This is a genomic window from Armatimonadota bacterium (genome assembly GCA_037138755.1).
Classification (GTDB): Bacteria; Armatimonadota; Fimbriimonadia; order Fimbriimonadales; family Fimbriimonadaceae; genus Fimbriimonas.
Genome location: JBAXHT010000001.1, coordinates 1,055,879 through 1,081,499, shown reverse-complemented (window position 1 = coordinate 1,081,499; position 25,621 = coordinate 1,055,879). Strand labels below are relative to the sequence as shown.

Genomic DNA, 25,621 nt, shown 5'->3' with positions numbered 1-25,621 from the left:
AAGTGTTTTGAGATCGCCGAGAGCCATTTGGTTGATAGTTTTTCGCTTACGCTCGCTTAAAAACGATCTTCAGCTCTAGCGGAGTCCCGTTCTTCGCGGCGTCATTGGCCGAACCCATCTTTGCCTGAACCTTCATCGTAATCATCTTCTCATCTTTCGAGATGGTCAGGGCAGGTGGCTTGTTGCCGGTCATCTTGTCCGGCGTGAGCAGAAGGTCGTTCCCTTTGCGCACCCACTTCCCGGTGACCTTTCGCTCGCCTGTGGGTTGCTTGTAGGTGTTCACGTAAGTGCCGTCCTTCTTGATTTCCATCAGGATCGTAGGCATTTGCATCGTCCCACCGCTGATCTTAATTCCAGACTGATCGACGGAACCGTTCCACTTCCCAACGATGTCGGCATGGGCGGCAATCGCGATAGCGAGGATGATGAAAGAGAGCGCGAGTTTGTGCATAACAGAGTCTCTGAGGGTGAAAGAGTTGAAAAGGTTGACCGAATCTCTTGGAGCGCGGACGCCCCCACCCGCCCAAGGGCGCGATCTCGACCGGACAACCTTCCATAATCATCTAGTGAAACCCGACGTGGTCGTCATCGGAGCCGGAGCGGCGGGCATCTTCGCAGCCTGGCGAGCGGCGTCTCTTGGAAAGAAAGTGCTGGTCCTCGAAAAGACGAGCCGGATCGGCACCAAGATCCTCATCTCGGGAGGAGGCAAGTGCAACATCGCCCACGATGGCCCCATCGGCGACGTCATCCGCGCCTTCCGTAAAAACGAAGCCGACTTCATCCGCTCCGCCGTCAACCGATTTCCGAATCGAAAGATCGTCCCAATGTTTACGGAGAGGGGTCTTGAGGTCTACACCCGCCCCGACGGACGAATCTTCCCGGTCCACCAAACCGCCAAAGACGTTGTGAAGATCCTTCAGGACTACCTCGACGAAGCAGGGGTCGAAGTCAGCCTTAACACCCCTGTGGAGGAAATCCTAATCAAGAACGGAAGAGTCACCGGAGTCCGAACCGGTGCCCCGTTCGAGAAAGCGAAAGGGTACGCCCAAAAAGACGACAAACCCCGCTTCGGTGCCAAAGCCCTCCTCAGTGATGTGCTCCAAACCGGCACCACAAGCGCCGGACTGAATGATCAAATCATTCAGTGCGACAAGATCATCCTCGCCGCCGGAGGATCGAGCTACCCCAATAGCGGTACCACCGGCGACGGCTGGAAATGGGCCCGCGACCTCGGCCACACCGTCGAAAAACTCACCGCTGCCCTCGCCCCGGTCTATCTCGAGCTCGACCCCTTCGACCCCGAACTCAGCGGCGTCTCTCTTGACGACATCACCCTAAAAGCAAAAAGGAACGGAAAAGAAATCGCCCGCTGGCAAGGTGACCTGCTCTTCACCCACCAAGGGGTCTCCGGTCCAACCGTCCTCGGCATCAGCCGCCTCATCGCCGAGAACTTCGCCGAAGGCGAGATCAAACTCGAAGCCGACCTCGCCCCCGGAATCGACCACCCACAGATCACCGAGGCAATCCTGCGCCAGGATGGACGGAGACCCGTCAGCAGCTTCATCGCCGACTCCGTCCCCCAGCGTCTTGCCCCCTATATCCTCCGCCAATGCGGAATCGACGAGTACACGTTCTTCGCCAAACTCGAAAAGAAGCCTCGCGTCCGGCTCGTCGAAACCATCAAATCCCTCCCCCTCGGCGCCGTCCGAACCGTGCCCCTCGAAAAAGGCGAAGTCGTCGCCGGCGGAGTCAACCTCGCCGAAGTCGACCACCAAACCATGGCGTCCCGCCTAGTCCCTGGCCTGTTTCTCTGCGGCGAAGTCCTCGATGTCGCGGGGCCTGTGGGGGGCTACAACCTGCAGGCTGCGTTTGCGACGGGCTACGTCGCGGGAGAGTCTGCCGCGAGTGATGCCTCAGCTACTTGAGCCACACCCCGTCGGTGCTCATCGCCCCAGTGGGGCCGCCTTTCAGAGTCGGAGTCCACTTGGCGTGACCATCAAAAAACGAAACAACGAACCCATTTGGGTTCTTCTTGTGGTTCGTCTCCACTTCCTCGCCTCCCGGCACTTTGGCGATCTTCAGAATCGGGTCGTGCATCCAGGCGACTTTATCGGGAGCGTCGATTTTGTCAAGATGAATGAGCCTGTCCTGGCCCACCTGCTTCAGAATCAGAGGAAAGTGCTGGAAGTCAACATGCTTCCCGGAATTGTTCCGATCCGACAGATAGTTCGCCGACTCTCCGCACAGAAAAATCTTGGGATTCTTCAGATACGGGAGGTTCTGTTCGTAGAACTCTGCTTGTGCCGCCGGTCCGTCAAACGTATAGCTGTGCGAGATCGCGTCGTCCCAGTCAGACGCGTAAATCTGTTGGGCCGTGGTGAGCTGCTTGAGGTTCGACAGGCAACGCGACTTCCCCGCGATTCGATGATCTCCGGTGTACGTAGGCCACAGTATCGCCAGAATCACGACGATCACGACACCCGTAATCACACCTTGCATCAGTGTGAACTTCGAGGCATGCGTCGCAGGTGTCGGCTCCACCCCCCAATTCTAACACGATAACAAGAACTTGCGGTCCCAGGTCGCAAGCCAGCTCCTACGCAACCATGCAACTGTGTAACTCCAATCACTCCAAATCAAAGTACCGATCAGTCGGAGTCTGACCGAGATAGAACGCCGACATCTTCTTCTTCGAAGCATGGCCATCCGCCCACGCAATGATCGCGTTCTCCATCGCGTTCGGATCCGGAATGCCCCAGCAGTCGAAGCCCGCCGAGCCACTGATATTCAAATAATCCGACGGACGAAGCAAGAACTTCCCATCATCCCCACACCAAGAACCCACCACCGAGGCCCGTCCTGTCGACAAAGCCACCGTCCCTGCCGGATCACCCAGTGAAGTCGAGGTCACTGCCCGTTGCGTATCCAGATTTGAAAAGTCCAGTTCCAGGTTAGTCAAGTACCGGACGTTGTAGCCAAAGTGCGACGTCTCCGCCCCGCTCTGGTCAAACTTGCTGACCGAAGAACAAGGGCACAGCCAGACCTGCTTGTTCTTCACGTAAGGGTTGATCATGTCGTGCCAGATCACCGTCGAAGTCGCGTCGCCGTAAGCGCCCAGCGGAAATTGGTCGTCGTTGTCGCTTTGGTACATCACGAACGATATGTCCAACTGCCGAAGATTCGACATACAAGAAGCCGCTTTAGCCGCCTGCTTCGCCTGAGCAAACACTGGAAACAGAATCGCGGCAAGAATCGCGATGATCGCAATCACCACAAGCAGCTCAATCAAGGTAAAAGCACGGCGCACCCAACCATTTTGCCACACCAACCCACAGATGGCCATGGCATAAGACTCCCGTGCCAACCAACCCCGCCAAACTACTGTAAACCCAAAAACTCGGAACGTTTGCTAGGTCGAATGAGTTCGATTATCTGAGATCATCACCTCATTGCTTTGCTTTTAGCATCAATTGAGGTTTGGTTTTGATATTCCCGATACAATTACGTGGTCTGAGAGATTTGAACGATTCTGGCTGGCAAGCTCCCGAAGGGAGTAACGTGGATCAACCCCAACTCGACATCGTCGAGGGGCTTAATCTTGCGTCAACCGAAGCCGAGCCAGTTGCACCTGAACGGGCTATCGTTCCCGACGCCTTCGAGCAAGTTCTAGCCCGGGTCGAGGCGGACCAGGGACCTGTTTACGTTCCGGTCCAGGAGCCGGTTTACAAGAGCCGACCGCTCATCGCGGCCCTGTTCCTGATGGGAGGACTCGCTTTGGGTCGTTTTACAATGGAACCTCAGACGATTACTAAGGTGGTCGAGAAGATCGTCCCTGCCGCGGCCATGGCTAAGCCTGAAGTTCCGTTGCTTGCCGTGTCGAACCCATTTCGCAAGCTCGCTTCCACAGCAGAGTTTGACCCTTGGATGCCTCTCAATGGTGGTTTCCCAATTCCTCCTCCCCAAACTCAGGGCAAGCTTCTAGAGCGTCCCAGCGGCGGCTTCAACCCCGAAGATTACAATTTGCCTTCCCCGATGCGCGGGAACGTCGGCGGTATGATTCCGTTCGACCCGGGAGCGCCGCTCAAGCCTGGTCCTGGTCTCCCGGACGCCAATGGAACTGGAATCACTCCAGGAGTGGATCCAAACCAAGGCTTGCCTGATCCCAACGGCAAGAAGCCTTCCGCCGGAGATAATCCCGGATCAAAGTTCGCGTCCGAGAAGTACGTAGCTATGTCTCTGAGCGGCCCCGAACCTTCGAGCGGTCAGAGCAGGATTTTGGGAATCGCATCCGCAAACGGCGGTACCGGAAGAAGCTTTACGCATATGACCGAAGAAGGTTCGGTCGAAGCCCAGGGCGTTTTGATTATCGTTCCAGTTAGCGCGGCCGACAAAGTGCAGAAAGCAATCGAGGGCCTAGGGGGAGCTTCCGTGGACGCAACGAACAACGGAAATGCCGGTGCGTTCCAAGGCTCAATCTCTGGCCTATTCAATGCTCGGCTGAAAAAACTGCGCGATAAGAAAGAGGAGCTTCTGAAAGACTTCGAAGAGGCCGCTCAGCCCGTAAAGCAGATTATTGAAGCCATCGACATGGAATCCCGTGCCGTTTCGGCGACGAGGCTCCCGGGTGGACTGAGCGGCAAGGCGGTGTTTCGGATTCTTCTGAAGTAACTGGTCCGTCCGATTCATAGAACTGCTAAAGTAATGTCCATGGTGTTCCACGGCGTCGACTTTAGCTCTGCCCCAAGCTCTATGAAGCCGATCGTGATTGTCTCGGCAAATGGACCAGTTGCCGATTGTGTTACGAAAATCCACTCGCTAACCGAGTTCGAAACTTGGTTAAAGACCGCCGAAGGGATCGTCGGAATCGACTCTCCCTTCGGATACCCCGTGGAGTTCTGCGGAACTTTGTTTCCGGAGATGGACTGGAACGGAATCGCGAAAGAGTTGGGGAGAATCGCGCCAGATCAGTCGTTGCGGGTTCTCGAAGAACGGGTGACCGCGTTTCGTGAAGTCAGACCTCTCGGCACCAAAGAGCCGAAACGCCTCACTGATCAGCACTCGAACGCATTCAGCTCCATGAAGTTCGGCCGCCCACCGGTCGGAAGAATGGCGGCCAGGCTCCTGCCGATCCTCGAACGTTCAGCACACTCGATCCTTCCGGTCCGGCCAAAAGATTCCCAAACGACCGTCGTCGAGGTCTTTCCCGGAAAGCTGGTCCGAGACGCAATAGGACGAGAGAGCTACAAGGCCGAGAAAGGGAACGAAGAAATTCGCCAAACTATTTTCGAAAGGCTTGGTTTGAAGGCTTCGCCAGATGTCAGAGAAGCCGCGATCCGGGATTCTGAGGGCGACGTTCTTGATGCCCTCATCGCGGTCGATCAGATTCGAGCATGGTACTCAAACGGGTGCCAAATGCCAACCCTTCCAATCACAAAGCTCGAAGGCTGGATTATCTAACGACCACCTAACCCCGACAGGGTCACACCCTCAATGAAGTACCGCTGAGCAAATGCAAACAGCGCGATAACCGGAATTACCGTCAATGTCGAGAACGCCATCAAGAGACCTGGTTCGCCGCTTCGGTCGCCCTTGAACAGCGCAAGCGAGTAGCTCAGGGGCATGTTCTCTGGCGAGTTAATGTAGATCAGCGGGCCCATGAAGTTGTTCCAGGCCCCCATGAACGTCCAGATCGCGATTACGGCAAGCGCCGGCTTGATCTGTGGAATCATGATTGACCAGAACGTCTTCAGGTACGAACACCCGTCGATCTTTGCCGCATCCTCAAGTTCCATCGGAATCTGGGAGAAGAACTGACGCAATAAGAAGATGTTGAACGCAGACCCAAAAAACGCCGGAACCCACAGCGGATAGAGCGTATCGATCCAACCCAGCGTTCGGAAGATGAGGAACTGGGGCAAAAGTGTAATCGCCCCAGGGAGCATCATTGTCGCGAGCAGGATCGAGAACATCTTCTCCTTGCCCGGAAACTTCATTCGTGAGAACGCATACGCGACGATACTCGAACCCAGAATCGTCCCGAAAACGTTCATGACCACCAGGATCAGGGTGTTCTTGACATAAACCAAACCGTTAAGAGTCTCGACCGGAAGGTAACTCAAGGCCTCGGAATAGTTCTCCGTGCGAAGACCCACATGGCGAACCGCCTCGGTCTTATCCGGTGTCACCGTTACCGACGTGCCTTTCTTTGCAAGCGGCTCCATGATCTGCAAAACTCGTGAGCCGTCTGCCAAGCTGTCCGACTCAAATCCAGTCACGGTCTCGTTCCCAACTTTCGCCGTGTAGACCTTTGCCTGCACCGGCACTTCCTTCAGAGCTGTTCGGTCGGCGAGAAAGGTCGTTCCTCGAATCGAGATCGGCTTGAAGATGTCAATCTTCACCTTCCCGTTTTCCTCACCAATTTCTAAGCCCTCGACAGTCTTCCCTTCAAAAGTGGTTTCGTAGTGCTTCTTCGCCTTGTCGGGACTCAAATATGGGACCGTCTCCGTCACCTTGGGGATCCAGACAATCCCGTTCGGCGAGCTCATATCTTTGTCTTCTTTGAACGAGGTGACGAGCAAGAAGAGGAACGGCACTCCGAAGACCACCGAGCCAGCGAGAAGGGCTAGCTGGGTGATAATGGTCTTCCCTAGACCACGGGCATTCGCCGAGTGAGCGGTCACGACCATTGTTCCCACCGCAGCAACGGCCATGAATACGACTCCAACCGCAGTCATGAGCGAGAACGGAATCCCGCCCTGCAAGATCGTAATCTTGTTCGCTGGGTCGTACCAGTAAAGTCCAGCAAACACCAACACCGCAAGACCAAGTCCGACCACCGCCTTCAGCTTTTCAACCCGTTCTTGAGCCGAAATTGCCGTCGTCGACTGGATCAACCGAGCGACAATCAGCGCAGCGCATCCAAGTCCAAGCCACGCCGTCCAAGGCATCACGAACCAAACAAGTGGAAGCTTGAACGAGCCAGAAGCGAACGGCCTGGTAAAAGCTGCTCCGATCATGGCGCAAACTGCCGTCAAAATGGAGTTGGTTGTCAGCTCAGACCGGGTTCGGCGAGGGTCCGAGTCTAGCTGCCGCGTTCCGATGAAGAACAGCTGGCTAACCATCTTGAGCCCAAAGATGATCGCTGCCCACGAAGCCAGTACACCAATTGCAAAAAGTGTTCCGCTCGGCATCACTTCACCTCCTCATGGACCCAGCGATCCTTCAGCTTAAACTGCAGGAACGTGATCATCACAACGATGACAAAAACTAACCACGCCAAGGCTGACGCGTATCCCATTTTGAACAAGCCGAAACCGTTGTTGAACAGCATATAAACAGGAGTCATCATCGAGTCATCCGGCCCAACCGGGCCATCCAAAGAAGGTCGCATAACGTACACACGGTCGAACTCCTGGAGCGACCCAATGAATCCCATAACCGTATTAAAGAACACCAGTGGTGTGAGCTGTGGGAAGGTGATCGACCAGAACGTCTGCTTCGCATTCGCGCCATCCAAGGAGGCCGCCTCGTACAAACTACTCGAAACTCCCTTGAGGCCGGCAAGCCACAAAACCATTCCGCTGCCAGCTCCCCAAAGGCCCATCAAGATCAAAGCCGGTTTTGCCCACTCAGCGGACTGTATCCATCCCGGTGGTTGAACCCCGAGCCAAGGCGTCAGTGTTACATTCCAATAAGCATTGATCAACCCTTTGACCGGCTCTGGGTTGAGAACCCAAGACCAAAGCACCGCACTCGCAATGCCTGGAACAATCGCAGGAAGATAAAACACTGTGCGGTAAACCCTAATACCTCGGGCAGAAGCATTCAAAAGGAGTGCAATGAGCAATCCAGTTGTCAGCCCTAACGGAACGCCAACTCCAGCCAGGTAGGCAGCATTGCCGAGAGCTTTGCTCACCATCTTCCAATCGCTTCCAAACATGTCCTGGTAGTTCTTCATGCCGACCCATCGGGCCTCGTTGAGAACGTCCCACTGAGTGAAGGTGAAGAACAGCGAAGCCATCATTGGCCCAATGGTAAGCAACATAAAGCCAAGCACCCAGGGCGAAATGAATAGATAAGCCCACTTTGCTTCTTGCCGTTCAAGCTTGCCAATACGCTCCTTTTTGAACTGCCAGATGAAGAAGCCGACGAACCCCGCCAGCCCTACTACTCCGACCACTCCAGGAAGGCGCAGGTCGATGACAGGGTACTGACTCTTGTTAAAAAACGCATCAAGATCCCGCTGAACGTTTGCCTGCGCCGAGGCCAGAGCCTTCTGGCTTGTTTCCTTGCCAAAACAGGCCGCCTCCATCGCCCGGACGTGCTCTTGCCAAATGAGCTGACCGACAAACGTCGCCGGGCGAATCCGGCTAAAATTCGCCATCTGGGTGTGCATTGCCAGGGCCTGGCCGTAGTTGCCAAACTTTGGCGCAAACACCGTCGCCGCTTCCTCGTTGCCTTCCTTGTGCGCCATCTGGCGGGGCATAAAGGTTCGGTCTCTCTGCTTTTCCCAGGCCGCCTGAGCCCGGTACTCGATCATCCGACCCTCTTTGGAGGTCATGAACTTGATGAATTTCCAAGCATCCTCTGGATTCCGTGCACCCTTCGGAATCGCAAGCGAGAATCCACCAACCCAGGTGATGAACTGATCCTTCTCGTCTTTGAACCGCCCGACTTTGTTGTATCGATCATCCGGCACAGGCGGCGGCGCACACTGGAAATCAAGCGAGGGCGAGTACCGAGCTAGGTCATTAAGAATCCACTCTCCGTCGATCTTCATTGCGACCTGACCAAGAATGAACGGATCGTTCTCCTTACCCTGGAATCCGCTCTTAAACTTCTCCGAGTTCTCGTAACCGCCGACGATCTTGTAGCCTTCGACCATGAAGTCCAGGGCTTCTCGAGCCTCCGGCGTGTCCATTGTCGAAGTCTTGCCGTCCTTACTCAGGAACTGGGCATTGTTCATGAACGCGAACATGTACAGCCAGGAGTTGCCGAAATTTGGCATGAACCCGGCACGGACCAACCGACCATTCTTGTCTAGTTTGGTGATCGCTTTGCTGTACTTCAACAGTTCGGACCATGTGCGGGGCGCACGGTTTGGATCACACCCATTTCGTACAAGCTCCGCCTCACTCTCCTTGAAAATTTTGCGGTTCCAATACAAAACACGGTTGTCGGCCCCGGTTGGAATCGCATACGTTTGCCCCTCATACTGAGCTTCCGCCCAAGTCGCTGGATAATACTGTTCAGGAGTCGGACACAGTGGGTCTTTCCCTTTGTCCTTGGCAATGTAGTTGTTGAGCGAAAGGAATGCTCCCCGCGAAGCCCAATCCGAAATCGTGAAACGATCCTGGTTGATAACATCGGGAGCGACGTTTCCAACAATCGAAGTCATCAGCTTCTGAGGGTCCATCTTGCCGGCACCCATGCTGAGCAGTTTGATCTTGATGTCCGGGTTGCGCCTCTCAAACTCTCGCAGAACCGCATCCTGACCCTTCGAGTCTGGACCCATGGAAAGCCCCCAGAAAACAACCTCTCGGCGGGCAGGCTGGGCAACCACACCCACAAACAGCCCCATCAGGCAACCAACGACGGAAAGAAAGCGGCTCTTCATCGAACTCAGAACCATTATTACACTACTTTGCAATTTTGTGAATACGAATTCACAAGTTCGTTTTCTCAAGATCGTGACCCGAAAGGTATTCTCGGTTCTCGTATGCAAGACTCTGCAACAGCGAAAAAATCTGCCCCATCGTTGTTGCCTCTGATCTTCACGGTCTTCCTCGATTTGCTTGGCTTCGCCATGTTCATTCCGGACTTGCAACTACGCGGCGAAGGGTTGGCTACTCAGTTTCTGGGGATGCCGAAGACCGCTGTTCAGGTCGGTTTGATGGTTGGTTTCGGACAATCCGTCTACTCCATTGCTCAGCTGCTGACGGGCACTTGGCTCGGTCGTCTCAGCGACATTCGTGGTCGCCGAATTGTGCTTCTGGGTTCCAGCGCGCTCAGTGTCGTCGCCTACGCCCTCTACGCCCACGCCGACAACATTTGGCTTCTCTGGCTCTCCCGTGCCCTGAGCGGAGTCGCTGCTGCCAACCTAGGCGTCGCCTTCGCCTACGTTGCCGATGTCACCACCCCCGAAGAACGCGGCCCCAAACTCGGCCTCCTAGGCGCCGCCTTTGGAGTCGGATTCATTATCGGGCCCGCCCTTGGAGCCGGACTTCTCACCTTAGGTAAAGATAGCCCGCTTTTGCTTGGCTACACCGCCGCGATTCTATCTGCAATCAACTTTGTCCTCGTCTACCTGCTCGTTAAAGAGTCGAACACCACGCGCCAGGACGCCGGAAAGAAGTCGTTCATTACAACTCTCAAGGAGGCACTCAACGTCCCGGGCTTGGCGATCCTGTTAGGGATGTTTTTCATGATGAATCTCACGTTCACCAACTTGGAGACGACCTACTTCCGCCTTCTCGCCGAGCCAACCTGGATCTTCAAAGTTGCGCAAGAGCACGTCAAAACGTTCGGCTCGGTAATTCTGCTCGTCGTGGGAATCACCGGAGCCATCACTCAAGGGGGCCTCTCCCGTGTCATCATCCCCAAGCTCGGCGAACTCAAGACGGTCCGAATCTTTTACACCGCATTCATCCCGGTGTTCGCCTCCGTACCGTTCATCCCGATGTACTTCCCAGGCATCTTTGGCACCATCGCTCTCGGCCTCACCAACGGTCTGGCCATGCCGAGCATGAACTCGTTGGTCTCGCGCCGCGCGCCGCGCGAGATGCAAGGCAGCATCATGGGCCTCACCCAGTCCCTCGGATCGCTTGCCCGAATCATCGGACCCCTATTCGCCAACTGGCTCTTCCAGCACAACCCGAGCTATCCGTACCTCTATGGAGCTGCCCTTGCCACCATCCCCGCTGTGCTGGCCTGGTTCGTGCTCAAGCCGTCCGACCCAGCCAACGACAATGAACCCACCGTCGGTATGGCGCACTAGGTTAATATGAATGTCATGAGCGACGAGGTACGGGAAGAGGAAAGCACCGGCCCTGCCCAGGCGTCCTTTCAACCACGCCGGCGCGACTGGCTGGGCTCGCTCGTCGGCCTCGCCGTCTTCCTAGGCGGGATCGCCCTCATTCTGCTCGTCTTCCAACTGGCCTACGACATGTACAAAGTCCCTCCCAAAGTCGCCCTAAAAATCGAACCGGGCAAGCCCCTAGACGTTGCCACCACCGTCAACGCCCTCGCCGACATCATCGTCAAAATCGTCTTCCTTCTCTTCATGGCCGGCTCCGGCTCCATGGTCGCGAACCGCGGAATTTATCTGTACTCCAAGAGCCGTGGACGGCACTAATACCTAACACTGTTTGCCAGCTTTTCCACAGTTCGGGAATAACCACTCCGAAACCTCACACAGTGTGTTAGAATTCGTAACAATTCGAATTCTATTTCGAGTGGATTGGTATTTAGAGATGATTACGGCAAATCGATTCCTGATTGGAGCGTGCATTCTTGGAGCGGCGACCCTCTCCCAGGCACAAACATTGAGCTTTTGGGTGAACAAAACCGGCGACGCGTCGGCTCTCACTCCTTCGACCATCTACGTCCTTCCCAACACCACGGTCTCGTTGGCTTTGTACGCCAAGACGACTGGCATGGGCAACCTGATCGGACTGGACACAATGTTCGGTTACGACCAGACCTCGACGGTCGGGGCAAGTGCAACTCCCGCTGGCAGCGGACTGACCTTTAACTCCCTGACCTGGAGCGCGCCTTTCTCTTCTGGCAGCACTAGCGTTCAGCAAGGCGGAGGCTTCGGAGCTTCGGGAACTCGACCTTATGGCACCTATGCGAGCTCTACCTTGATCACCGGCAACTTCGGATCCATCGATGGCGCTGGCAGCAAAGCCTTTGATATCGTTCTCAATATCGGCGCCCTCGCGAACGGAACTGTTCGCACTCTGACGATCTTCTCTGCACTCAATGGCGCGAACCCCGCTGATAACTGGAGCTCATCAGCTCTTAACGAATCATTCACAGCTGCTGGATCCAGCAACTACAACTTCAACATCGAAGTCGTCCCCGAGCCCGCTTCCGTTGCCGCCCTCGGCCTCGGTCTCGCCGCCCTCGCCCGACGAAAGAGGAACTCAGCATGAAACTCAAACCAACTCGACTGATCGCTTCGCTAGGCCTAGCACTTGCGCTAACGGCCAGTTACGCTCAAACCGCAGTTGTCAAACTCAGTCAGGGGCCTGTCGTTACGACAAACGCTCAGCTTTTGCTAATTCCAAATCCTCTCATTCCGACTAAGAAACGAGTCATCAAGAATGAGGAAACGGAACGAGAGCGGGAAATCAAAGCGGACAATCCCCTCGCGCCAGCGGTCGCAAGCTGGCCTCCCTTCGCGAACAGGATTACCCCTCCTGAGCAACCACTGAAGGCAAACAGGCCAATCATTGGTGGATCAAGTGACGAGAAGGGCTACTTGGATCGCCAACCGTTGTTCGCTGTCGGCGCGTCGTGGGCTGGGCCAAATTCTAATGAATCTCCGTATACACCGCCTGACTCAACTGGCGATGCAGGACTCACCTCCGTCATCGCCGCGGCGAACGGACGTATCCGGTCTTACACCCGCACCGGCACCACGACGGCGAACTCGATGAACTTCGATGCCGACGTGTTTTTCTCGCCTCTCGGGGCCTCACTCGGAATATCGGATCCTAAAGTCGTCTTTGATCGATTGACAAACCGCTGGTTCATTACGGCCATTACAACAAATGCAGATCCTGGTAACAAGGTCGTTGTTGCGTTCAGTTCCAGAGAGGATGTTAACAGCGCGACGACGACTTGGACGATGGTTTCCTTTACGCCAAGCACAACAGGATTTTCTGATTACGACACTCTCGGAGTGGACAACAACGGGATCTACATTGGCATCAACCTTTTCCCAACGACAGGCGCACCTGGCACGTTAGTGTGCGCACTACCCAAGGCCAGTTTGATCTCGGGAGGATCAGCACCGGTAACAATCTTTACGACTTGTACAGGTGGAGCGGGAATGTGGACGCCGCAGCCTTGCACGAATGACGATCCGAGTGCAACATCTGCATTTGTTCTTGGGGTCGATAATGCCGCCTTCAGCTTGATGAAAGCGCGAAGAATCACATTCACGGCACCAACGACATTCACTTCGTCGGCAGATCTCTCCCTGACTCTCCCGACAACCACCTTCCCTCGCACCGTGCCGATCCTTGGCGGCGAAGTCGCCGATGCGCTTGATGATCGCTTGTTTAATGCAAGAATCTTCCGGGATGCAAGCGGGAACCAAGTTGTCCTTACTTCGCACAACATCCGAACAACGGCGGCAGGGATCGCCAGCACGACTGGTCCAGTGAATGGTAGCCGGTGGTACCACATCGCAAACCCGTTCTCGGGGACGATTACACTGACACAGTCTGGAACTTCGGTCGACTCAACCGGGAGCCTTTCGCTATGGATCCCAGCCATCGCGATGAATCGGCAGGGGCACGCCTTCCTGGCCGGATCAATCGCTAATTCCGCCACCTCTCCAGGTGTTGGTGGAACTGAGCGACTGGCAACCGACACACTCGGCCTCATGACGGCGCCTGTCACTTACACCGCTGGAAGTGGGAACTTTAACTTGATCTCGGGTACAGAACGGTGGGGTGACTACTCGGTCACTACAATTGACCCAAGAGATGGACAAAGCTTCTGGACGTTCCAAGAATATGTTGCCGCGACAAACGTATGGGCTGTTCGAGTACTCAAAGTTCTCGCTCCTGCGCCGACCGTCGCTTCTATCTCTCCGGCATCGGTATCTCAAGGGTTCACGGGCAACATCGTCATCACTGGCACCAGACTGTTCGATCCAGGCGCAACGTTCCCAGATCGGTTCGCAGCTTCTTTGGGCGCAGGGGTAACCGTCAACTCGGTCACTTGGAACTCCGCGACCCAGGCTACGGTCAACGTTACGGTCGCTGAAACAGCCACCGTTGGCGTCAGAACTGTGACGGCCACGAACCCCGACGGACAATCCGCTAGCCTCACCAACGGCCTGACCATTACCCAACTGGTCAAGAATGTCAGCGGATCGCTCACGCTCTCCAACTACATTGGCAGCAGCGCAAGCATTCCGTTCACCATTGAACTGCTGAACGCAAGCACGAACGCCGTGATCCAAACCGTCAACCTGACCGGTCTCGGCGCAGGAAACACGTTCACCTTCACCACAACCCAACTCTCGGGCAGCTACAAGCTCCGAGTCAAAGCCGCAAAGCGGTTCCTGGGCGTCGTGAATAACGTCACTCTCAGCCTCAGTGGTGCCAGCGGACTCAGCTACACTCTGACCAACGGTGACGTGGACGGAAACAACACCGTCAACAACACCGACTACACCCTCATGCGCTCCGTCTGGGGCTCACTGGGTAACGGTGCCAATGACGGCGCCGACCTCAACGGCGACGGAACCGTCGGAAACCTTGACTTCGCCATCCTAAGAGCGAACCTGGGCCAAAGCGGACAGTAATCCACTCGCCCACAAGAATCCCTTCTCAGTGTACTGAGGAGGGATTCTTGTGTTTAGTCGCCGCTCCTGTGCATTTGGCTGAGTTTTGCTACCTATAACAACACTTTCCTGGAATAGAATCAGACAAGTACGGCTAAAAGAGGCCGAGGAGTTAAGTGGCAATAGTCAAGAATGGAGAAACTTTTTCTGTTTACGCAGTTGACGGGCCCTGTGCCGGCCAGGCTCTAAAACTAGCGTCCTTGCCGATTACCATTGGGCGAAATGCTGGCAATAGCCTAGCGCTTGCTCGGGATCCGTTGGTTTCAGGGTGGCACCTGCAGATTTCCAAAAAGGGCGGAATCGTTGTCACTGACTTAAACTCCACGAATGGGACCCAACGTAATGGCAAAGCGATCCCAAAGGGTCAGAGTCAGCCAGCATGTGCAAAGTCGGTCATCCGGGTCGGCAACACGACACTGCACTTCAGCTCCGATGTTGTTCAATCGAGTGTCCCGCCCCGGATTTTGCAGCCGAACGGTCTGCATTGCTACCGGTGCACCTCCCAGTTCGTCCTGATTGGTCAACATGCAAAGTCAGCGAGAATGCGTGGCTTGTGTAGAAAGTGCGAATCGGATCTTTTTCCGAAGTGTGAAAGATTTTCGAAGGAACTATCGAGACGCTTTGCTTTAGGTGTTTCTGAACTGCCAGTCTTCTTCGATTTTTGTACGGAACAGTCTCGACTATTGGGGGTTGACTTGCCAACCCTGCTTAGAGGATCCGAGACAACACTTTTGAGTCTCGCCGGTCAATTATGGACCTGTTCGGTTTCAGACCATTATCTATCCGAGGCTGAGGAAGAAAAGTTCTTTGCTCTCTTGGATTTCATCGATATTGATAAAACACTGTTTGAGCGATTTGCTCAACAATGGAGTTACTATCACGTTAGCCGGGAACTCTCAGAAGGCAGGATTCCAACTATTCAGACACACATGATGTTGTCGCCAGGCGAGTTTGCTCACATCTCGGAGCCGGTTTTGTTCGAGACGGAACGAGGTGGGGTCGCAGGGAACTTGGTCGTCACCAATAGGCGCATCGCACTAATTGACACCACACGTCCGTTCGAATCCTCGCTGTCGAAAGTTGCCACCGTCCAAGTGGAAAGTGGTACCACATTGATCTTGTCGCTAACCAAACGAGCTGGCTCCGGTCGATATTTTTTAGCGGATGCTCCAATTAGTGGGAGAATCATACACGCCGTGCTTCAGCGGCACAATCGACAGGTGGTTTTGACGCAAGCGGATTCTCGTGCCATTCCTCAACATGTTAAGGCTGCGGTTTGGCAGAGAGACCGCGGGGTATGTGTCCAGTGTGGCTCGTCGCAGTACTTGGAGTTTGACCATGTCATCCCTTTCAGCCTTGGCGGTGCGACAAGCGAAGCCAATCTGCAATTACTTTGTAGAGCCTGCAATATCGCAAAGAGCGACTCACTTTGAGTTCTGACAACTGAGGTCGTCGCGAGTCAGCTGAATAAACTCGCAGATTCCGAAGGCTGAATTCGCGAGACGACCTCTCTGCCGGAATGATCTCTGCCCGCCATACGTCATAATCTAAGTCAAGCAATCGGAACCATGTTCCAGGCACTACCGCTCCTCATCCTGATGATTCTTCAGGGGCTGGGCTCGCACAGCGGTGCGAACACCCAAAGCCTCGAAGCCCAGTTGCGCCTTCAGAACCGCTTTTACGCGTCGGTCATCAAGCAAGAGCGCGAGCAACAAGAGCAGCAAGCTCCCCAGGAAGAATCCGCAAACCCCAGGGTCGCCGAAACTCAGCCCGCCAGCTTCCGCGAGTGCACAAAACTTAAACAGTCCGGCTTCGCAACCTCTCTGCGCTCCCGAGACGGTCCCACGAGCTAACCAAAACCCACCAGCTCGTCCACACGGTTGAATTCCGGCGCACACCGCCGCCAACCGAAGCCGCCAAAAGAAAACCCAAATGATCAAATTCCTCCGCCAACTTTTCGACACCTCCAAGAAGGATGTCGAGCTCGTCATGCCGCTCGTCGAGCAAATTAATGCCCTCGAAAAAGAGATTGAACCGCTGACCGAAGAGCAACTTAAAGATCGCTGCCACTCCCTGCGCCACCGCGCAAACGGCGGCGAAAAGCTCGAAGCTCTTGCTGTCGAGACCTTCGCCTGTGTCCGTGAAGTGAGTAAGCGAACCCTCGGCATGCGCCACTTTGATGTCCAGCTCATTGGCGGACTCGTCCTCCACCAAGGCCGAATCGCCGAAATGAAAACCGGTGAAGGAAAGACTCTTGTCGCCGCCGCTCCGCTGGTCCTCAACGCCCTCACCGGAAAAGGCGCCCACCTCGTCACCGTCAACGACTACCTCGCCCGCCGCGACGCGGTCTGGATGGGCCCGATCTACCACTTCTTTGGCCTCAGCGTTGGAATCATCCAGGGTCAAGGCGAAGACTCCGACGAACTCGGCGGAAGCTACAAATACGAACCCGGTTGCGACGAACTCGGCGACCCTCGCTACCTCAACCTTCGCGCCTGTACCCGCCGCGAAGCTTACTCCTGCGACATCACCTACGGAACCAACCACGAATTCGGCTTCGACTACCTCCGCGACAACATGGCGTTCAGCGAAGAGGATCTCAGCATGTCCGAGCTCCACTTCGCCATCGTCGACGAAGTTGACTCAATCCTTATCGACGAAGCCCGAACCCCGCACATCATCAGCGGCCCTTCCATGGAAGACGTCAGCGTCTACGCCTCGATCAACGAGGTCGTGGTCCAACTCGAACCCGAGACCCACTGGACCGCCGACAAGAAGAACCACAGCGCCAGCCTTACCGAGGCCGGTATGGATCGCGTCGAGGAGCTGATGGGCATCGACAACATCGCTAGCGACCCCAAAATCTTCCACTACGTTAACGCCAGCGTCAAGGCTCACGGCCTCTTCACGCGGGACATCGACTACGTCGTCCGAAACGGCGAGGTCGTCATCGTTGACGAAAACACTGGTCGAATGATGTTCGGTCGCCGATTCAGCGACGGCCTGCACCAAGCCCTCGAAGCAAAAGAGCGAGTCAAGGTCCAAAACGAAAGCCAGACGATCGCCACCATCACCTTCCAAAACCTCTTCCGACTCTATGAAAAGCTCGGCGGAATGACCGGAACCGCGAAGACCGAAGAAGACGAGTTCCGCAAAATCTACGGCCTCGACGTCGTCACCGTTCCCACTCACCGCCCAAGCCTTCGACTAGACCAGCCCGACGTCATCTACAAGTCGCACGAAGCCAAGTTCCGAATGATCGCCTGGGAAATCCTGCGGCTCTACACCAAGCAGCAGCCCGCATTGGTCGGAACCCGATCCATCGAAATGTCCGAGCTCGTCTCGACCCGTCTCCAACCCGACTTCCTCCAGAAGCTCATCGTCACCCGGCGATTGCAGACCATGGTCGAAGTCAGCAAAGAGATCAAAGGAGACAACGCCAAAGACGCCCGCCGATTCTTCGAAACCGACCTCGGCGAGCTCAACATGAGCGAAGTCGCCATGCTCCTCGGCAAGATCAACCTGCCCAGCGACGCCACCAACAAGGAGTGGACCGACTGGTGCCTCAAGGAGTGGGAAGTTGAGCAAACCAATCTCGAGTTCCTCAACGAAGCCCTTCAACACGGCATCCCCCATAACGTCCTCAACGCCAAATTCCACGAGCAAGAAGCACTCATCATCGCCGAAGCCGGACGAAAGGGCGCCATTACGATCGCCACCAACATGGCCGGTCGTGGCGTCGACATCCTCCTCGGCGGACGCGTCGAAGACGACCTCGTCCGCATGGCGCGAGACCAAGTCAAAACCGCTCAAGACGGCATCGACGAGTACGGCGACACCTATAAGTCCTACCGACGTGGTGGGCACGAGCGCGCTGCGCCTCCATTGCCACTGAGCGACCAAGAAAGACGAACCCAAGCCGAAGAAGTCCGCGCCCTCGGCGGTCTGTTCATCCTCGGAACCGAGCGACACGAGTCGCGCCGAATCGATAACCAGCTCCGAGGCCGCGCCGGACGCCAAGGCGACCCCGGTGAATCCAAGTACTTCGTCTCGCTCGAAGACCACCTATGGAAGATCTTCAACCCGAACATGATGGACAACCCCATGCTCAAGGCATGGCCCCCCATGGAAGAAGTCACGGCTGGCTTCCTCAGCAAGATGATCGCCAAGACCCAGGAGCGGATCGAGAACCACTTCTTCGAAGCCCGAAAGAACGTTCTTGAGTACGACGACGTCCTCAACGCCCAGCGTGAGCACATCTATGGCCTAAGGCGCGAAATTCTGCTTGGGAAGGACATCCGAACCGAGCTCCGCACCTATCTCGACGAAGTCATCGCCGACATCTGCGACAACGCCTGGATGATCGAAGAGACCGGCGAGCGAGTCTTCGACCACTCCGTCCTCTTCGAAGACGTCAACGAGATCTTTCCGCTGGTCGATTACGCCACGGTCGGCGACCTCGAGAAGTTCGAGCCAGGTCAGCCGGTCGTCGAAGAAGTCCAGCGCATCGCCCAAGCCGCCTACGAAGCCAAGATCGCCGAAGCCGGCGAAGCGATGATCGAAGCCGAGAAGTACGTCATGCTAAGGTCAGTCAACGACCTCTGGATGGAACACCTCCAGATGATCGAATACATCCGAGAAGGCATCGGCCTTCGTGGCTACGGCCAAGTCGACCCGCTCGTGGCCTACAAGCGCGAAACCTACGACACCTTCCAAGGCACCCTGAAGCGCATCCGAGAGCAAGCCTCCAAGATGATCTTCCACATCAGAATCCAACCCGAAGTGACGTCAGAAATGATGATGGGTCTTGACGCTGAATCCGCAGCCGCCATGATGATGCAAGAACTCCCGGCTGAAGGACAAACAACCGCCGACCCCGGCACGCTCCCCTGGCCCGAAGGAACTGACCCGAAAAAGGTCGGACGCAACGATGCGTGCCCTTGCGGAAGCGGGCTAAAGTTCAAGAGCTGCCACTACTCGGTAGTCAAATAGGTCACACCCTGCCTTCCGTTGCTCGCTCGAAGTAGTGGGAACGGAAGGCAAATTCCAACCTCTTCAGGTTGTTGCCTCGTGGATCGGATTGGTACTGTGTTAAATCACTAAACAATTATCTCAAGAGTCTTCAGGAATCGTTCAGGTGAACCTCAGTTGGCATTCATAGCCGGACTGTTTACTTCTCTCAAGAGTTCGTACTGAGCTCCTGGAGAAACGAATGAATCTAACACGTAATTTGATGAGCGGGCTATTGCTTGCCGGAGTTGTGATGGCAGGCGCGCAGAGCGCGATGATGTCGATGAAGGCAAACCCAATGGTCGGCGGAATGCCGATGATGGCGAGCAAGAACATTGTTCAGAATGCAATTGAGTCGGCCGACCATACCACATTGGTTGCTGCGGTGAAGGCGGCTGGCCTTGTCGATGCGCTGAGCGGCAAGGGGCCGTTTACGGTGTTCGCACCAACCAACGCAGCTTTTTCCATGCTGCCAAAGGGTGCGGTTGAGAACCTGTTGATGCCTGAAAATATGAAGGCGTTGAAGGGTGTGCTGACCTACCACGTGGTGACTGGAAAGATGGATTACGACACGATTGCAAAGGCGATCAAAGCGGGCAGTGGTTCAGCGAAACTCAAGACTCTCAACGGCGGCTGGCTCTGGGCGATGTGGAACGGCCCTCGAAACATCGTTCTGAAGGACGAAATGGGCAACGTTTCAGCGATCAGCACCTATGACGTCATGCAGAGCAACGGTGTGATCCATGTAATTGATCACGTATTGATGCCCAAGTAAAAACTTAGCTCTTCCCCATCCTGGCACTCTCCCCCGTGTACAGGCTCTGGGGAATTTTTTTTTGCATAATGACTCGGAAACTACTCAACCTTTCCGAGACGTAGTCTCTCTGTGTTATTTGGAGAACAATGGAATCACGGGTGATATCCGACTTGGATAGGTTAAAGCAGGGGGATTCTGAGGCGCTACACGTTTGGGTGTCGGAGCATTACGACGGCATCTATCGCTTTTTGCGCCATCTGACTCGGCAGGTTGAGGCCGCCGAGGATCTTGCGCAGCAGACCTTCGTAAACGCCATCCAGGCACTTCCCAAGTTTCGGGGAGAGTCGAGCCAGAAGACCTGGCTTCACAGGATCGCATTTCGTGAGTACATTGCTTGGCGTCGCAAACGGCGCTTGTTGCTACCGCTCGAATTTTTGGCTCCCAAAGAGGACCCAAGGTTTGCGGCGGTGGAAGCGGGCGAGGTTTTGTTGGCGGCCCTCCATCAACTGCCGTCGGCCTATCGTGAGGCGTTTCTGCTCTTTGAGGTGCAGCAAATGTCGATCGAGGAGATTGCTGAGGTGACGGACAGCCCGGTGGGGACAGTGAAATCTCGTTTGCATCATGCAAGAGAGAGGTTACGAGTCCAGTTGGGCGGGACGTTTCTAGAGGTGAGCTATGAACCCAAATAACATTCAAAACGAAGTCGAACACTTGCGCGCCGAGATGCCGCGAGAGGGTGCCAAGGGCGAGTTGATCTATTCCTTGAGAAATCAAAAAGGTCAAAAAATGAACACTCTGCGCAAAGCTACTCTCCCTACACTTGTTACTGCAGTCGCCCTGGTTGGTGGCGTGATGCTGATGCAGCCGAAGGCGGTTGCCGCGACGCCTTCACGCGTCGCTGCTGCCCTTCGCCAGGCGATGAATTACACGATCCAGTCGTTTGTCGGCGAGGGATCGGAGCGACGGATGCAGTCGGTGACGACCGTTGAAGGCGACAAGAAGACCACGAAGTTCGTTGACTCCAAGGGGAACTTGGTCGACCGAGACGTCTTTATGAAGGTCAATGCCGGATATCCCAAGGATAAGAACGGAGTCTTTCAGGTCATTGGGTCGGGCAACATGCCGGAGGGCGCAATGGGCGGTGGGCTCATCGATGGGCCAGCACCAAAGGACGGAAAGCTGGTCGGCGGCAAGGTCGAAATCAATCTTTCCAAAGTTAACGGCCGCGAGATTAAGTCGATCAAGGTGAACGGCAAGGAAGTTAAGGACCTTCCACAAGACCTCAAGGACAAGCTCAACTTGACGATGGGCAAAGGTGGGGTGAGCGGCGTTTCCGTAAATGGCGAGCGACCAAAGGACGCGAAGGTCACCCGATCCAACCAAGCCATGGTCGTCGCTTCGCTCGGCACCAAGAACGGGAAGCCGATGATCCTTCAGTCGGGCCAGACTCCTTCTGAGTACCTAATGGACCTTCTTCAGGAAGAGAACCGCTGGAACATCTCACGAGGAGTCTCCTACAAGGGAGAAAAGCTCGACAAGTTCGGTCTCAAGGTTCGTGGCGACTTCACTCCCGTCGAGCTCTACGTCGACCCCTCCTCGGCTTTACCGAAGTACCTTGTTTTCAAAGGAATGGACGGAATGGGTGTGAAGATCGAAGATGTTTACACCTACGGCGCTCGGCCCTGATGTGGAGTGCGCGAACTTGTTAGCGCTTTGGATGGGGGCGACTTGTCGCCCCCATTTCCTTTTCGGCTATTGGCCGCGACAAGTCGCTCGAATGAAAAGCGGAAGCGAGCGTCCGCACTCCAGACCGCTAACGCTGTAAACTGTAGCCATGATAACCTCCGGCGCAGGTGCGACGACGCACAAACGCAATCCCGGAATGCCTCTTGATTTGGAGTGGGTCGAGTCACTTACCGCTAATCGAAGCGCCATCGAGCGACGTGCTACCACCCTAGGCGGGCGGCGGACGGTGAAGAAAGAATGGCAGGCGGCTTGGCTGATCCGTGCGATCCAGTGCATGGACCTCACCACACTGAGCGGTGACGATACGGCCGGAAACGTCCACCGGCTCTGCGCCAAGGCGAAACAACCGCTTTCCGCCGAGATGCTGGAACAGCTCGGGTTGGAGAGCCTGCACACCGGCGCAGTTTGCGTTTATCACCAGTACGTTGAGGAGTGCGTTAAGAACCTAAAGGGCACTGGAATCCCCGTCGCCGCCGTTTCGACCGGATTCCCGCATGGTCTCTCGCCGTTCCGTGAGCGGATCCATGAAATCAAGGCGAGCGTGGCAGCTGGGGCGGACGAGATTGATATTGTCATCACGCGTGGACACGTTCTGCGGGGGGATTGGGAGGCGCTTTATGAGGAGATGCGACAGTTCCGAGAGGCTTGCGGGGAGGCTCACGTGAAAGCGATTTTGGCAACCGGCGAACTTGGAACGCTGTCAAATGTTGCGAAGGCCAGCGCGGTCTGCATGATGGCCGGAGCGGATTTCATCAAGACTTCGACAGGCAAGGAACCGGTAAACGCAACCCTGCCGGTTTCGCTAGTGATGGTTCGAGCGATCCGAGAGTACGAAGAGATGGCTCGGGTGAAGGTGGGCTACAAACCCGCCGGCGGGATCCGGACAGCGAAACAATCGCTCGACTTTTTGATGCTGATGAAGGAAGAGCTTGGCGATGCTTGGCTTTCGCCGTCGCTGTTTCGGTTGGGTGCTAGTACCCTACTTGCCGATATTGAGCGGCAGCTCGAACACTTCTTGACGGGACGGTATTCGGCGTTTAATCGCCACGCGATGGGTTAATTGGAGCGCGGGTGCCCTCACCCGCACACGGATGGAATGAGTTTGACAAACTGGAGTGGAAACCGGAAGGCTGATGTCGATGCAAAACAAAGCGTGACTTGCATCGCGCACTCCAAAGGGGAAAGATGAGCAAGGTAACTGAGATTTTGGAGACAATGGAATACGGCCCCGCGCCGGAGGATGCGAAGCTGGTCAATGAGTGGTTGGATGCTCATGGTCGGAAGTTCGGAGTCTATGTCGGCGGAGCATGGATGGATGGTTCGACACACTTTGCCTCGGTCAATCCTGCTACCGGAGAGGAGATCGCCCAGATCACTCAAGCTTCGGATGCTACTGTCGATGCCGCAGTTGCCGCCGCAACCGCAGCCCAACAAGAATGGGCCGCGAACCCAGCTCTTCGCCAGCAAAAGCTCTACGCGATTGCTCGGCAAATTCAGAAGCATTCGCGTCTCTTCGCGGTTCTGGAAACCCTCGATAACGGCAAACCGATCCGTGAGACCCGCGACCTAGACATCCCCCTTGTTTCGCGACATTTCTACTACCACGCCGGTTGGGCACCGCTAATGGCAGGAGAACTTCCTGGATACAAACCGGTGGGCGTCTGCGGCCAAATCATCCCTTGGAACTTCCCCCTTTTGATGCTTGCCTGGAAGATTGCTCCGGCCTTAGCGATGGGAAACACGATCATCCTCAAACCCGCCGAGTTCACTTCTTTGACGGCGTTGCTGTTCGCCGAAATCTGCGATCAAGTCGGGGTTCCGGCGGGGGTTGTGAACATCGTCACCGGCGATGGAGAGACTGGGAAGGCAGTTGTGGCTCATCCGGGAATTCAAAAGTTGGCTTTCACCGGTTCGACGGAAGTGGGCCGCATTCTGCGGCAAGTCACCTCGAATACCGATAAGAAGCTTTCTCTCGAACTAGGCGGAAAATCGCCGTATATCGTGTTCGACGATGCCGATCTCGATTCGGCGGTCGAGGGACTAGTGGACGCAATTTGGTTCAACCAGGGTCAAGTGTGCTGTGCAGGCTCTCGGCTGTTGGTTCAAGAGTCGATTGCCGAAAAAGCGTACGCCAAGATTCGGACCCGAATGTCCAAGCTTCGGGTCGGAAACCCGCTCGATAAGGTTGTTGACATCGGCGCAATCGTTGACCTCAGCCAACTCGAGAGGATCAAGGAATTAGTCGAAGTCGGAGTGAAGGAAGGCGCGACCAAGTTTCAGCCCGCTTGCACTCTGCCGAGCCAAGGGTGGTTCTATCCCCCAACTCTGTTGACGGATGTTGAACCCGCTTCAACAGTTGCTCAGGTCGAGATCTTTGGGCCAGTGTTAGTGGCGATGACTTTCCGAACTCCGGCTGAAGCGGTTGCGTTGGCGAACAATACGCCTTACGGCCTGGCCAGCAGCGTTTGGACTCAGAACCTCGATGTGGCGCACGACGTTGCCGCGCAGATCAAGGCGGGGACGGTATGGGTGAATTGCACTAACCAGTTCGACGCGAGCGCAGGCTTTGGCGGATATCGGGAGAGTGGCTATGGGCGCGAGGGCGGCAAGGAGGGGTTGTACGAGTATGTTAAGTTCGATTCGCAGTCTTCAGTGTTCAGTCTTCAGTCTTCAGTAAGTGAGGCACCGATTTTGCTTGATCGCACCCATAAGCTCTACATCGGCGGAAAGCAGGTTCGTCCTGATGGCGGCTTCTCGTTCGAGGTGATCGGTGGGGAGTATGCTCGAGCTAATCGGAAGGACGTCCGGAACGCAGTTGAGGCTGCCGAGGGCGCGGCTTCTGCTTGGGCTGGATCAACCGGATTTTTGCGGAGCCAGATCCTTTACTATCTTGCTGAGAACCTGACGGCAGGACGAGACGCGATGGTCGCGGCGCTCAAACTAGGCGGTTCGGCTGATGCTGAGAAGGAATTTGAAGCGTCGATTGCAATAATCCTTCACTACGCTGCGTGGGCGGATAAATACGATGGGCAAGTGCATCAAGCACCGCTTCGGGGCTTGGTTTACACCCGAAACGAGCCACTTGGGGCTTCCGGTGTGTTTGCGCCGTCCGCCCCGGTACTAGCAGGATTCTTGGGGGCTTGTCTGCCTTTGATTGCAATGGGATCTCCGGTCGTCGCCGTCGCCTCTGAGAAGGCGCCGTTGGCAGCGATGGAGCTCGTTCGCGTGATCGAAGCTAGCGACATTCCCTCGGGGGTTTGGAACGTTTTAACCGGTGTCCACGCAGAGCTAGAGCCAACGTTTGGGGACCATTTGGGATTGAATGCGGTCTGGCACTTCGGCTCGGTCGAAGGCGGTCAACGCATCCAAAAGCTCTCGGCCGGGAACCTCAAGCAGACTTGGGCGATGCCGGAAGGCTCCGTGGACTGGCACGGCCAGCCATCTAAGGAATTCTTGCGACGTGCAACCCAAGTGAAGAACATCTGGGTTCCGTACGGGGCTTGAACGCTTTTCGCCTGAACTAG

Annotated in this window: 22 protein-coding genes; 15 read left to right on the top strand and 7 right to left on the bottom strand. The window is 55.6% G+C overall.

The genetic code is table 11. From position 1 onward, the window contains the following. Nucleotides 1-46 precede the first annotated feature (46 nt). The gene (locus WCK51_05160) at nucleotides 47-451 is read right to left on the bottom strand and encodes a hypothetical protein (protein ID MEI7576261.1); all 405 of its coding nucleotides are present in this window, start codon (nucleotides 449-451) and stop codon (nucleotides 47-49) included. A 115-nt stretch (nucleotides 452-566) separates the two neighbouring features. On the opposite strand from WCK51_05160, the gene WCK51_05155 reads away from it, so the two are divergent. After that, entirely contained in the window at nucleotides 567-1,925 is a 1,359-nt protein-coding gene (locus tag WCK51_05155; GenBank protein MEI7576260.1) for an aminoacetone oxidase family FAD-binding enzyme, read from the top strand. Here the strand turns inward: WCK51_05155 and WCK51_05150 are convergent. Together WCK51_05150 and WCK51_05145 are read right to left on the bottom strand one after the other, a co-directional pair. Beyond that, the gene (locus tag WCK51_05150) at nucleotides 1,918-2,541 is read right to left on the bottom strand and encodes a hypothetical protein (GenBank protein MEI7576259.1); all 624 of its coding nucleotides are present in this window, start codon (nucleotides 2,539-2,541) and stop codon (nucleotides 1,918-1,920) included. The genes WCK51_05155 and WCK51_05150 overlap by 8 nt on opposite strands. A gap of 85 nt (nucleotides 2,542-2,626) precedes the next feature. Continuing rightward, nucleotides 2,627-3,307: a prepilin-type N-terminal cleavage/methylation domain-containing protein gene (locus tag WCK51_05145; GenBank protein MEI7576258.1), complete on the bottom strand. Its 681-nt coding sequence runs from the start codon at nucleotides 3,305-3,307 to the stop codon at nucleotides 2,627-2,629. Nucleotides 3,308-3,558: 251 nt separating this feature from the next. On the opposite strand from WCK51_05145, the gene WCK51_05140 reads away from it, so the two are divergent. Together WCK51_05140 and WCK51_05135 are read left to right on the top strand one after the other, a co-directional pair. Next, on the top strand, nucleotides 3,559-4,668 hold the full coding sequence (locus tag WCK51_05140) for a hypothetical protein (protein MEI7576257.1): 1,110 nt from the start codon (nucleotides 3,559-3,561) through the stop codon (nucleotides 4,666-4,668). A gap of 39 nt (nucleotides 4,669-4,707) precedes the next feature. Continuing rightward, entirely contained in the window at nucleotides 4,708-5,457 is a 750-nt protein-coding gene (locus WCK51_05135; GenBank protein MEI7576256.1) for a DUF429 domain-containing protein, read from the top strand. On the opposite strand, the gene WCK51_05130 is transcribed toward WCK51_05135, so the two are convergent. Together WCK51_05130 and WCK51_05125 are read right to left on the bottom strand one after the other, a co-directional pair. Next, nucleotides 5,454-7,190 carry a carbohydrate ABC transporter permease gene (locus WCK51_05130; GenBank protein ID MEI7576255.1) on the bottom strand — a complete coding sequence of 579 codons (1,737 nt, stop codon included), beginning with the start codon at nucleotides 7,188-7,190 and terminating at the stop codon, nucleotides 5,454-5,456. The genes WCK51_05135 and WCK51_05130 overlap by 4 nt on opposite strands. Next, the gene (locus tag WCK51_05125; GenBank protein MEI7576254.1) at nucleotides 7,190-9,616 is read right to left on the bottom strand and encodes an extracellular solute-binding protein; all 2,427 of its coding nucleotides are present in this window, start codon (nucleotides 9,614-9,616) and stop codon (nucleotides 7,190-7,192) included. Before WCK51_05125 ends, WCK51_05130 begins: the two co-directional genes overlap by 1 nt. A 102-nt stretch (nucleotides 9,617-9,718) precedes the next feature. Here WCK51_05125 and WCK51_05120 point away from each other — a divergent pair, with 102 nt between their 5' ends. The 4 genes from WCK51_05120 (at nucleotide 9,719) to WCK51_05105 (ending at nucleotide 14,545) form a co-directional block, all read left to right on the top strand. After that, entirely contained in the window at nucleotides 9,719-10,996 is a 1,278-nt protein-coding gene (locus WCK51_05120) for an MFS transporter (GenBank protein ID MEI7576253.1), read from the top strand. Nucleotides 10,997-11,011: 15 nt separating this feature from the next. Continuing rightward, entirely contained in the window at nucleotides 11,012-11,353 is a 342-nt protein-coding gene (locus WCK51_05115; protein MEI7576252.1) for a hypothetical protein, read from the top strand. A gap of 118 nt (nucleotides 11,354-11,471) precedes the next feature. Next, complete coding sequence (locus WCK51_05110) at nucleotides 11,472-12,155, top strand: PEP-CTERM sorting domain-containing protein (GenBank protein MEI7576251.1); 684 nt, start codon at nucleotides 11,472-11,474, stop codon at nucleotides 12,153-12,155. Next, nucleotides 12,152-14,545 (top strand): dockerin type I domain-containing protein, encoded by a 2,394-nt coding sequence (locus tag WCK51_05105; protein MEI7576250.1) that lies wholly within the window; start codon nucleotides 12,152-12,154, stop codon nucleotides 14,543-14,545. The genes WCK51_05110 and WCK51_05105 overlap by 4 nt, the downstream gene beginning before the upstream one ends. A 353-nt stretch (nucleotides 14,546-14,898) precedes the next feature. Here WCK51_05105 and WCK51_05100 read toward each other — a convergent pair whose 3' ends face one another. Next, the gene (locus tag WCK51_05100; protein ID MEI7576249.1) at nucleotides 14,899-15,111 is read right to left on the bottom strand and encodes a hypothetical protein; all 213 of its coding nucleotides are present in this window, start codon (nucleotides 15,109-15,111) and stop codon (nucleotides 14,899-14,901) included. A gap of 428 nt (nucleotides 15,112-15,539) precedes the next feature. Next, on the bottom strand, nucleotides 15,540-15,773 hold the full coding sequence (locus WCK51_05095) for a hypothetical protein (protein MEI7576248.1): 234 nt from the start codon (nucleotides 15,771-15,773) through the stop codon (nucleotides 15,540-15,542). On the opposite strand from WCK51_05095, the gene WCK51_05090 reads away from it, so the two are divergent. The 8 genes from WCK51_05090 (at nucleotide 15,679) to WCK51_05055 (ending at nucleotide 25,601) form a co-directional block, all read left to right on the top strand. After that, on the top strand, nucleotides 15,679-16,017 hold the full coding sequence (locus tag WCK51_05090; protein MEI7576247.1) for an HNH endonuclease: 339 nt from the start codon (nucleotides 15,679-15,681) through the stop codon (nucleotides 16,015-16,017). The two genes, WCK51_05095 and WCK51_05090, sit on opposite strands and share 95 nt — an antisense overlap. A gap of 135 nt (nucleotides 16,018-16,152) precedes the next feature. After that, entirely contained in the window at nucleotides 16,153-16,437 is a 285-nt protein-coding gene (locus WCK51_05085; protein MEI7576246.1) for a hypothetical protein, read from the top strand. 79 nt (nucleotides 16,438-16,516) lie between these two features. Continuing rightward, a complete protein-coding gene (locus WCK51_05080; GenBank protein MEI7576245.1) occupies nucleotides 16,517-19,576 on the top strand; it encodes an SEC-C metal-binding domain-containing protein in 3,060 nt (1,019 codons plus the stop codon). Nucleotides 19,577-19,847: 271 nt separating this feature from the next. Next, entirely contained in the window at nucleotides 19,848-20,369 is a 522-nt protein-coding gene (locus WCK51_05075) for a fasciclin domain-containing protein (protein MEI7576244.1), read from the top strand. Between the two features lie 128 nt (nucleotides 20,370-20,497). Beyond that, on the top strand, nucleotides 20,498-21,040 hold the full coding sequence (locus WCK51_05070; GenBank protein MEI7576243.1) for an RNA polymerase sigma factor: 543 nt from the start codon (nucleotides 20,498-20,500) through the stop codon (nucleotides 21,038-21,040). After that, nucleotides 21,027-22,037 (top strand): hypothetical protein, encoded by a 1,011-nt coding sequence (locus tag WCK51_05065; protein ID MEI7576242.1) that lies wholly within the window; start codon nucleotides 21,027-21,029, stop codon nucleotides 22,035-22,037. Before WCK51_05070 ends, WCK51_05065 begins: the two co-directional genes overlap by 14 nt. A 148-nt stretch (nucleotides 22,038-22,185) precedes the next feature. Beyond that, nucleotides 22,186-23,157 (top strand): deoxyribose-phosphate aldolase, encoded by a 972-nt coding sequence (gene deoC / locus WCK51_05060; GenBank protein MEI7576241.1) that lies wholly within the window; start codon nucleotides 22,186-22,188, stop codon nucleotides 23,155-23,157. 125 nt (nucleotides 23,158-23,282) lie between these two features. Beyond that, entirely contained in the window at nucleotides 23,283-25,601 is a 2,319-nt protein-coding gene (locus WCK51_05055; GenBank protein ID MEI7576240.1) for an aldehyde dehydrogenase family protein, read from the top strand. Nucleotides 25,602-25,621: the final 20 nt, after the last annotated feature.